Origin of the sequence: Clostridium sp. AF50-3 (assembly GCF_003477445.1) — a bacterium.
GTDB classification, from domain to species: domain Bacteria; phylum Bacillota; class Clostridia; order Lachnospirales; family Lachnospiraceae; genus Otoolea; species Otoolea fessa.
In genome coordinates, this window is record NZ_QUDH01000019.1 from 57354 (window position 1) to 68043 (window position 10690).

Genomic DNA, 10690 nt, shown 5'->3' on the forward strand with positions numbered 1-10690 from the left:
GGAGGAAGATTGCCTTTGCCGCAGCAATTTCATTTGGAGAATTGAAAAAGAGGATTTACGCATGATAGAGGTTAAAAATCTCACCAAGACGTACAAGACGGGGAATAAAGCCTTAAAGGGAATCAATATTCAGATTCAGGACGGCGAGTTTGTTTTCATCATGGGACGAAGCGGTTCCGGCAAATCGACGCTTTTAAAGCTTCTTTTGAAGGAGCTGGAGCCGACTTCCGGCCAGATTATCGTCAACGATATGGATCTGGAAAAGATGCCGAGACGCTACATTCCGAAGTACCGCAGACGGCTGGGAATGGTGTTTCAGGATTTCCGTCTGTTGAAGGATAAAACAGTATATGAAAATGTCGCGTTTGCACAGCGGGTCATCGGCGTATCGCCCCGTGAGATTAAGAAAAATGTGCCGGAAATGCTCCGACTGGTAGGGCTTTCTTCAAAATATAAAGCATACCCGAACCAGCTCTCGGGCGGCGAGCAGCAGCGTGTTGCGATTGCCCGTGCGCTGATCAACTCGCCGGAGATACTTCTGGCGGACGAGCCGACGGGAAACCTGGATGTACATAATTCTATGGAGATCATGGAGCTTCTGGAGGAGATAAACCGGCGCGGGACGACGGTGCTTGTGGTAACGCACAGCCGGGAGATCGTAGCAGAGATGGGAAAACGTGTGATCACGCTGACGCGCGGCGTGCTGACGGGAGATCAAAAAGGCGGTATCTGGCATGAAAATTAGTACATTGATTTACTGCACCAAGGAGGGCATGCGCAATATCATCCGGAATATCTGGTTTTCACTGGCGTCGGTGGCGATTATTTCGGCATGTATTTTCCTGTTCTGTATGTTTTTTGGCTTGATTGCAACGTACAGTATATGGTGCGGAATGCAGAATCTACAGTAGGAATCACGGTTTTCTTCAATGAAGATATGAGCGAGGACGATATACAGAAAATCGGGGGTGAGATATGCGCCCGCGATGAGGTCAAGGAAGTAAAGTATGTTTCTGCCGAGGAGGCATGGGAGAATTTTAAGAAAGAATATTTTAAGGGAGTCGAGGATCTGGCAGAAGGATTTGCGGATGACAACCCGTTAGCCGGTTCGGCGTCCTACGAGATCTATCTGAAAGACATTGACATGCAGGATGACATGGTTGCATGGCTTGGCACGGTGCAGGGAATCCGGAAGATCAATTATTCGAGCGATACGGCGTCCGGGCTTTCGAGCTTCAACAAGATGCTGGGACTTTTGTCGGCGGTGATCATCGCTATTCTGCTGGCAGTTGCCATCTTCCTTATCAGCAATACGATCACGACGGCAGCTGCATTTAGACGGGAGGAAAACCGGATCATGCGCCTGATCGGTGCGACGAATTTCATGATCCGTGCGCCGTTCGTTGTACAGGGTGTGATGATCGGTCTGGTTGGCGCGCTGATTCCGCTGGCGATCACGTATTTTCTGTACCGCCAGGCGGTTGTATATATGATGGAACGGTTTGATATCTTGTCGAACCTGATTGAATTTATCCCGATTCAGACCATTTTCCCGAGCATGGTAGCCGTGGCGATGGCGCTGGGCGTGGGAATCGGTTTTGTCGGAAGTTTCTTTACGATCCGCAGACATTTAAAGGTGTAAGAAACATTGGCGGCTGCTGTAGGAGAATGCGGCGGCAGCGGAAATTTGCGGTAAAAAGGATGAGAACATGAAAAAACAGGGATTGAAAATACGTGCGGCTCTGTTCCTTGTGACGGCGGCGCTGGCATCTTCCCCAGTGCTGACCTCGGTGGCGGCAGCGACGAAAAAGGATGTAAGCAGCGCCAAGGATAAGAAAAGCGCCCTGGAACAGGAGAAAAAGAAGACCGAGGAGGCGATCAAAAGCCTTCAGGGGCTGAAAAGTAACACCGAGAGCTATGTCAAGGAGCTGGACACGAAGATGAATGATCTGCAGTCGCAGGTCACGAAGCTGGAAAATAATATTTCCAGCAAGCAGAAAAGCATCGATGAGACGGCGGTAAAGCTGGAAGAAGCGCAGAAAACCGAAAAAAAGCAGTATGCTTCGATGAAAATGCGTATCAAATATATGTATGAGAAGGGCGACAGCAGCTACTTAAATCTGCTTCTGGAAGCCCGTTCGCTCTCGGAGCTTTTAAACCGGGCAGAGTATGTTTCAAAGATTTCGGAGTATGACCGGAAGATGCTCGACCAGTATGTGGCGACGAAAGAGTCCATCGCGGACAGTAAGAAAAAGCTGGAGACGGAGAAGGCGGAGCTGCAGGAGATGAAGGCGCAGACGGAGGCAAAGCAGGATTCGGTCCAGCTTCTCCTGAATGAGAAAAATAAAGAACTCCAGAACGTCAACGCGCAGATCGGCGAGAAATCAGCGCAGGCGAAAGCGTATGAGGACGATATCAAGGCGCAGGAAGCCAAGATCGTGCAGATGGAGGCGGAGATTAAGAAGAAGGAAGCGGAAGAGGCGGCGAAAAAAGCGGCAGAGGAAGCTGCCAGAAAAGCCGCCGCAGCGGGAAAGACGAATAATTCGACCGCGAAAGGGAATACTGGCAGTACGACTACCACTTCGACGGGAAGTTCTTCGCTGCGCTGGCCGTGCCCTGCAAGCGGACGCATTACATCTGGATACGGAAACCGTAAATCACCGACGGCGGGCGCGTCCTCGAACCATAAGGGCATTGATATCAGCGCTTCGACCGGCAGCAGCATCGTGGCAGCCGCCGGAGGAACGGTTTCGATTGCAACCTATAGTTATTCGGCTGGAAATTATGTTGTGATCAACCATGGAAATGGACTTTCAACCGTGTATATGCACTGTTCCCAGCTTCTGGTATCGGCAGGGGATACGGTAAAAGCCGGACAGACGATCGCGAAGGTAGGTTCGACCGGATATTCGACAGGTTCTCATCTGCATTTTGCAGTCCGCAAGAACGGAAGTTATGTAAACCCTTCGAGCTATGTAAGTCCGTAGTGCGGAAAGTATCAGGTGGCTGCAAAAGATGAAATCCGGAAGGAATAGACAGGAATCAGGAGGCATAAGAGATGGACAGTAAAAATAAATTCTGGCGCGGTGTGATGGTCGGTGTGCTGGTGACAGCGCTGGTGTGTCTGATCACGGTTGGTGCTTCGGCGGGCATTTACATGTTTGGACGCCGTGTGATCGATAACCAGACACAGGTACAGGTGCGGACCGAGGGAACACCGTCGCAGGCACAGGAGCCGGTCAATTTTGAGAATGTCACGAAAAAGCTGGAGCAGATACAGGATATTATCGATAAAAAGTACCTGTTTGAGGAAAAGATCGATACATCCGAGGAAGAAGCCGGCATTTACCAGGGCTTTTTGAGTGGTTTAAATGACCCGTATGCGGTTTACTATACGCCGGATGAGCTGACGAGCTTCCTGGATGAGACAAATGGTTCTTACTGCGGCATCGGTGCACTGGTATCCCAGAATGTCCAGACTGGTGTCAGCACGATCGTGCGAGTGTTTGAGGGCAGCCCGGCTGAGGAGGCAGGCATCCTTCCGGGCGATGCGCTTTATAAGGTAGATGGCACCGAAGTGATCGGCATGGATCTGTCGCTTCTGGTCAATAATTACGTCAAGGGCGAGGAAGGCAGCCAGCTGACAATTACGGTTTACCGTGAAAATAGCGACGAGTACAAGGATATCACCCTGACCCGCCGACCGATCGATGTGCAGACGGTGTCAGGCAAGATGCTGGATGATGAGATCGGATATATTTCCGTTGCGGAGTTTGACCGTGTGACTGCGGATCAGTTTAAATCCAAGATCGAGGAACTGCAGGGCGAGGGCATGAAGCGCTTGATCATCGACCTGCGGAATAATCCGGGCGGCGAGGTGACGACGGTTGTCTCGATGGCGGATTATATTTTGAAGGATGGCGGACGGATCCTGACCGTGGCAAATAAGAAGGGCACGGAGGAGACATACGACGCTGAGGATGGACACAGCCTGGAGATCCCGATGGTTGTGCTGGTAAATGGCAATTCCGCCAGCGCGTCGGAGGTATTTACCGGTGCGATGAAGGATTACGGCGTGGCGACGATCGTCGGAACGAAGACCTTCGGTAAAGGTATCGTGCAGACGCTGATGCCGCTTTCGGATGGAAGCGCGATCAAGCTGACGACCGACCATTATTATACGCCAAATGGAAATGATATCCACGGAAAAGGCATCGAGCCGGATGTCGAGGTGGAGCTGGATGAAGAGGCGGCGCAGGAGGTCGTGATTCCAGAGGAGAAGGATAATCAGCTGCAGAAGGCGGTTGAGGTTGTGAAGGAAAAGTAACTTCTTATTTACACGACCCCAAAACCTTGTTACAATTAGGTGAAACTATCTGGCAAACAGATGTGCGATAAATGAGAGTATTTAAAAATATCCAGAATAAAATGGAAAAATAAATGCGTTAGATCCTGAAACAGCCTGAAAAAAGTGGCAGTTTCAGGATCTAACGCTTAAAGTCGTGTCTGTTTTATCTTTTTGAGAAAGACGATGAGTGAAGAATCTGGTATTTTTGATACTATGGAAAAAGAGGGAGAAATAGAATTATGTATGTAATCGCAGGACTTGGAAATCCGGGAAGAGAATATGAGGGAACCCGTCACAATGTGGGATTTATGACGCTGGATGCGCTGGCGGACAAGTATAACATTGATGTCCGGGAGAAAGCATTTAAGGGACTGATCGGAAAAGGTATGATTGAGGGAAATAAGGTCATTCTGGTGAAGCCGCAGACCTATATGAACCTGAGCGGCGAGTGCATCCGTCAGGTGATGGATTATTATAAGGTAGATCCGTCGGAGTTTATCGTGATTTATGATGATATCAGCCTGGTTCCGGGCGGCATCCGCATCCGCAAGAAAGGCAGCGCGGGCGGTCACAATGGAATCAAAAATATCATTGCCCATCTGGGAACGCAGGAATTTCCGCGCGTGCGGATCGGTGTGGGCGAGAAGCCGGCGCGCATGGATCTGGCAGACTATGTGCTGGGACATTTTCCGAAAGAGGAAGCCGAGACGATGACGACGGCGTTTAAGGATGGTGCGGCGGCAGTCGTGGATATGATGACCGAGGGCGTTGAGGCGGCGATGAACCATTTTAACGGCGCGGCGCGCGGGGAGAAGGAGAAGCTAGAGAAGCAGAAGGCGGAGAGGAAGGAGGAAGTCAAGACACAATGAGCGATGTATTTGCAAATCCGTTAGAGGAGATGATCGAGTTCCAGGATCTCAAAACGGATTTACAGCGCGGACAGGGACCGCTTCTTGTCACGGGATGTCTGGATTCGCAGAAGGTGCATCTGCTGTCCGAGCTTTCGGATCTGACGCCCTGGAAGCTGATTGTCACCTACGATGATTCGAGGGCGCGGGAGATCTGTGAGGATTACCGGTGTTTTGACCCGGATATTTCGCTGTACCCGGCGAGGGATCTGCTGTTTTATACGTCAGATATCCACGGAAATCTGCTGACGAAACAGCGGATTCAGGTCATGCGGCGGGTCTTGGAGAGTTCCAGCGGCGTGGTGGTCACGACGATCGACGGGCTGATGGAACATCTGCTGCCGCTTGCATGGATGAAAGAGCGAAGTCTCACGATCGGGGCGGAAGATGTGGTCGAGGTCGGGAAGCTGACGCGCGCCCTGGCGGAAATGGGATATGAGAAGGTCGCGCAGGTCGATGGTTCGGGGCAGTTTTCGGTACGCGGCGGTATCATTGACATTTTTCCGCTGACGGAGGAGGTGCCGTACCGGATCGAGTTGTGGGGCGACGAGGTCGATTCGATCCGTACCTTCGACCCGGAAAGCCAGCGCTCGATCGAGCAGGTGGACGAGGCGGTGATCTATCCGGCGACGGAGATGGCGCTCACGCCGGAGCAGATTCAGGATGGAACCGAGGCGATCGAGAAAGACCGCAGGAAATACGTGAAAAAGCTCCGGGATGCCATGAAGACGGAAGAGGCGTACCGGATGGATTCGGCTGTCTCGGAGGTCTTAGAGGGGCTTCGCGAGGGCTTCCGGGTGCATGGGCTGGGAAGCTATATCCGGTATTTCTGCAAGGAAACGGTATCGTTTTTAAACTATTTTCCAGTCGATGAGCTGACGATTTTCCTGGATGAGCCGCTGCGCTTGAAGGAAAAAGCAGAGACGACCGAGACGGAGTTCCGGGAGAGCATGTCGCACCGTCTCGAGGGCGGCTATCTGCTTCCGGGGCAGACTTCCTTCCTCTATTCGGCGAAGGAGACGCTGGCGATGGCAATGCGCCCGCACACTCTTTTACTGCTGGGGCTGGATCAGAAGCTCTCCGGGATGACGGTTAAGAAAAAATACAGTCTGAGCGTTAAAAATGTCAATTCCTACCAGAATGGATTTGAGCTTTTAATCAGCGATCTGGCGCGCTGGAAGAAGGAAAAATACCGGGTGGTATTGCTGGCTGGTTCGCGGACGCGCGCGAGCCGTCTGGCGGGCGATCTGCGGGAGTATGATTTAAGCGCCTTCTGCCCGGATGAGGGCGAAAACACCGTGAAACCGGGTGAAATCCTGGTGACTTACGGAAAGCTGCATCGGGGATTTGAATATCCGCTGATTAAGTTCGTCGTGATCACCGAGGGAGACATGTTCGGCGGCGGACGGGGGCGGAAAAAGAAGAAAAAGACCTCCTACCAGGGTAAGAAAATCCAGAGCTTTTCCGAGCTTTCGATCGGCGATTATGTGGTGCATGAGAGCCACGGACTCGGCATTTACCGGGGCATTGAGAAGATCGAGCAGGACAAGGTCGTCAAGGATTACATCAAGATTGAGTACCGCGACGGCGGTAATCTCTACCTTCCGGCGACACGCCTGGAGGGAATCCAGAAATATGCCGGTTCGGATGCCAGGACGCCGAAGCTCAATAAACTGGGCGGAATGGAATGGAATAAGACGAAGAGCAAGGTGCGCGGTGCGGTCCGTGATATTGCAAAGGATCTCGTCGAGCTTTATGCGGCGCGTCAGCGGAGCGAGGGCTACCAGTATGGACCGGATACGGTCTGGCAGAGGGAATTTGAGGAAATGTTCCCGTTTGAGGAGACGGAGGATCAGCTGGAGGCGATCGAGGCGACAAAAAAAGACATGGAAAGCCGCCGCATCATGGACCGCCTGATCTGCGGCGACGTTGGATATGGCAAGACGGAGATTGCGCTCCGGGCGGCGTTTAAGGCGATTCAGGAGGGCAAGCAGGTTGTGTATCTGGTGCCGACCACAATTTTGGCGCAGCAGCATTACAATACCTTTGTGCAGAGGATGAAGGATTTCCCAGTGCGGGTCGATATGCTGTCGCGTTTCCGCACGGCGGGCGAGCAGAAAAAGACGCTGGAAGATCTGAAAAAAGGGCAGGTGGACGTCGTGATCGGAACGCACCGCGTCCTTTCTAAGGATGTTGTCTTTAAAAATCTGGGGCTTCTGATCATCGATGAGGAACAGCGCTTCGGCGTGGCGCATAAAGAAAAGATCAAGAAATTAAAGGAAAATGTAGACGTTCTGACGCTGACGGCGACGCCGATTCCGCGTACCCTGCATATGAGTCTCATCGGCATCCGGGATATGAGTGTCCTGGAGGAACCGCCGGTGGACCGTCTGCCGATCCAGACCTATGTTATGGAATACAACGACGAGATGGTGCGCGAGGCAATCCACCGGGAGCTGGCGCGGGGCGGACAGGTATATTATGTCTACAACCGTGTCAATAACATCGACGAGGTGGCAAACCATGTGGCGGCTCTGGTGCCGGAGGCAAACGTCGTGTTCGCCCACGGGCAGATGCACGAACATGAACTGGAAAAAATTATGCTGGATTTCGTCGAGGGAAATATCGACGTTCTGGTGTCCACGACCATCATTGAGACGGGACTGGACATTCCGAATGCGAACACGATCATCATCCACGACGCCGACCGGCTGGGCTGTCGCAGCTCTACCAGATCCGCGGTCGCGTCGGACGTTCCGGGCGGACTTCGTATGCGTTTCTCATGTACCGGCGCGACAAGCTGCTGCGTGAGGAGGCGGAAAAACGTCTGCAGGCGATCCGTGAATTTACGGAGCTGGGAAGCGGTATCAAGATTGCGATGCGCGATCTGGAGCTGCGCGGCGCCGGAAATCTTCTGGGCGCGGAACAGCATGGCCACATGCAGGCGGTCGGTTATGACCTGTACTGCAAGCTCTTAAACGAGGCGGTGCTGGCACTTCGCGGTGAGAACGAAGCCGAGGACTTCGAGACGGTGGTGGACTGCGACATCGACGCGTATATTCCGCCGTCCTACATCCGCAATGAATACCAGAAACTCGACGTTTACAAGCGGATTTCCGGTATTGAGAACCAGGAAGAGTACATGGATATGCAGGATGAGCTGATCGACCGCTTTGGCGAGATTCCACGTTCGGTGGAGAACCTGTTAAAGATCGCCGATCTAAAAGCGCTTGCTCATCAGGCGGGTGTCGAGGAGGTCGATGTAAAGAAGCAGGATATCACGATTCAGATGTACCAGAAAGCTGATCTGGACGTCTCCGGCATTCCGGCGCTGATGGAGAAATATAAGGGCACGCTGACCTTCAGGACGGGTGATGTGCCGTCGTTCTATTACCGCGATGTGCGGCAGAAACATACGGACTGCGAGATGATGCTTGTGAAGGCGCGGGAGATTCTTTCCGGGCTCGCGGCGCTGGCGAAAGAGTAGTTTTTAATTGTGTAGAAAAGATTGAAAGTATATTTGAAATGAAAATATATTTTTAATATTGACATATATAATCAAAGATGATAATATATAATCAAATTAAAGCTTGTTTACTAAATTTAAAGAAGGGAGGGATTCCAATGCAGCAAAAATGTGGGATGCTCATTAATAATGTGAATAACGTTAAGAGGTGGTTTTATGAAAAAAATTATGAGTATTTTATTGTCGATAGTTATGTGAACTTCATTGGTAATCCCAACATTTGCGGAAGCGCCGCCATATTCAATAGATAAAGTGGCAACAAAGGTTGTGATTGATCAACATGAATTGAGAGATATTTATGATAAATATGCTTCGGTAACGGATGAAACTGTTGTGGAAGATATGTTAATGGAAGATTTTGGTTTTTCAAGATCGGAAGTTAAAGAATTATTGGAAGTAAGCAAAAGTGGTAGTGGAGGATCTACAGGTGCTTCGAGGGCATCTAGTATAACTGGAAGATTACCAGCAACAGCTGCTATAGGAACCGTTGTAAATATTGTGTATACAATTGATTTGCAAGAAATGAAAGATTTAGCGACAATAACTAATTTTATCGCAAGACAGGTAGGCGGAGCAGGAGCAGGGGTAGCAGTGGCAGCACTTGTTGCTAAAACAGTTTTAGCAGCTGCACAAAAGGGTGGCATAAACTATGCAAAAGTTACAATATCTTATACATATGGCTATAATAATGATGGAGTATTAGGGTGGACGCCAGGTTATACCAAGTATGAGTATTGGTAATAAAAAAGGGAGATGCAATGAAAGAGAATAGAGTATCAAATGAATTCCGTCAAGGAAGAGAAGCAACGTTTGCCGCTTTATTAATGGAACTGTGTCTTTGTGGGGAGCGAATTGCTTCCATAATGGGAATTAGAAATTGGTATGATCAGGTGGGAACTGTTAGAATTTTTCTTTGTATTTTGATTTTTTGTTATTATTATATAATTAAAAAACCAAGATTATTAGATACGCCTGAATGGTATGAGCTAATGAAAAAAGATAGAGTGATTTATGGAATGTGGATCTTGGAAATGATAATATTAGTTAGTAGTATTGGAACTTGAGTGAAAAACAAAGGGGGCGTCAGTTGCTCCCTTTGTTTCTATAAATTATGAGATTGGGAATTTTATGAAGAATAATTATTTAAGTGAACGAGAAATGAATGTTATGCAGGTTTTGTGGAAGTATGAAAAACCCATGACGGTGACAGAAATTGTAGAATCTGAAAAAGAATTGACAACGCCAACAGTCCATACTGTGTTAAGAAAATTGCTTGATAAGGGTTATGTTCAGGTTATTGATACAGTTCAGACTGGAAAAGTTTTTGCTAGGCGATATAAAGCGAAAAAGACTCAGGATGAAGAAATAGAAGAAAAAATAGAAAAATGTATGAAAAATTCTAGAAATCCTATGTCCTTTGTAAATACAATAACAGCAGCTTTGTTGAATGGAGCAGTAGATGAAGAGTCGGTTATTGACGAATTAGAACGTATAGTTCAAAAAAGAAAAAAAGAGATTTTATGAAAATAACATATACATCAATTTTATCGGCAATATGTAGTTCATTTTGCTATTGGGTTTTTTGTCGGTTTATATATGGAAAAAGCAAGAAAATTATAGCTTGTATGAAGTAAAATTACTTATTTTTTGCACTGTACTAACAGGAGTAAGATTATTTTTTCCAATAGATATTTGCGGAATAAGTCATACGATAGGAATAAAAATATTATATCCAGAACTTTGTCGCTTTATGCGGGGGAAAATAGGATTTTTAAGTCATTTTTCTGTACTTTTTTTGATTAGTTTACTTGGAAGTTTTCTTATCTTAGTGCAAAAAAGTTTATCATATATATCATTTATAAAATTAATAAAAGAAATAAGACCGATAGAGTATATTCGTGTTAAAAA

Annotated in this window: 8 protein-coding genes and 2 pseudogenes; all 10 read left to right on the top strand. The window is 48.7% G+C overall.

Annotation, left to right across the window (positions count from 1 at the left end; translation table 11 throughout):
- Positions 1–61 precede the first annotated feature (61 nt).
- The gene (ftsE, locus tag DW085_RS16270; RefSeq protein ID WP_022359885.1) at positions 62–745 is read left to right on the top strand and encodes a cell division ATP-binding protein FtsE; all 684 of its coding nucleotides are present in this window, start codon (positions 62–64) and stop codon (positions 743–745) included.
- Positions 735–1642 (top strand): annotated as a pseudogene (gene ftsX / locus DW085_RS16275) (permease-like cell division protein FtsX). Before ftsE ends, ftsX begins: the two are co-directional and overlap by 11 nt.
- A gap of 67 nt (positions 1643–1709) precedes the next feature.
- The gene (locus DW085_RS16280; protein ID WP_118493696.1) at positions 1710–2987 is read left to right on the top strand and encodes a M23 family metallopeptidase; all 1278 of its coding nucleotides are present in this window, start codon (positions 1710–1712) and stop codon (positions 2985–2987) included.
- Positions 2988–3058: 71 nt separating this feature from the next.
- On the top strand, positions 3059–4327 hold the full coding sequence (locus DW085_RS16285; protein WP_118493699.1) for a S41 family peptidase: 1269 nt from the start codon (positions 3059–3061) through the stop codon (positions 4325–4327).
- 260 nt (positions 4328–4587) lie between these two features.
- Positions 4588–5217 carry an aminoacyl-tRNA hydrolase gene (gene pth / locus DW085_RS16290; RefSeq protein ID WP_117796017.1) on the top strand — a complete coding sequence of 210 codons (630 nt, stop codon included), beginning with the start codon at positions 4588–4590 and terminating at the stop codon, positions 5215–5217.
- Positions 5214–8743, top strand: a pseudogene (gene mfd / locus DW085_RS16295) (transcription-repair coupling factor). The gene pth and the pseudogene mfd overlap by 4 nt, the downstream one beginning before the upstream one ends.
- A 243-nt stretch (positions 8744–8986) precedes the next feature.
- Positions 8987–9523, top strand: coding sequence for a hypothetical protein (locus tag DW085_RS16300; RefSeq protein WP_147353971.1), 537 nt, complete (start codon positions 8987–8989; stop codon positions 9521–9523).
- 17 nt (positions 9524–9540) lie between these two features.
- Positions 9541–9846: a hypothetical protein gene (locus tag DW085_RS16305; protein ID WP_107001485.1), complete on the top strand. Its 306-nt coding sequence runs from the start codon at positions 9541–9543 to the stop codon at positions 9844–9846.
- Positions 9847–9910: 64 nt separating this feature from the next.
- Positions 9911–10306 (top strand): BlaI/MecI/CopY family transcriptional regulator, encoded by a 396-nt coding sequence (locus tag DW085_RS16310; RefSeq protein ID WP_107001486.1) that lies wholly within the window; start codon positions 9911–9913, stop codon positions 10304–10306.
- Between the two features lie 97 nt (positions 10307–10403).
- Positions 10404–10690: hypothetical protein (locus DW085_RS19420; protein ID WP_207663900.1), on the top strand; the 287-nt coding region annotated here is incomplete at its 3' end.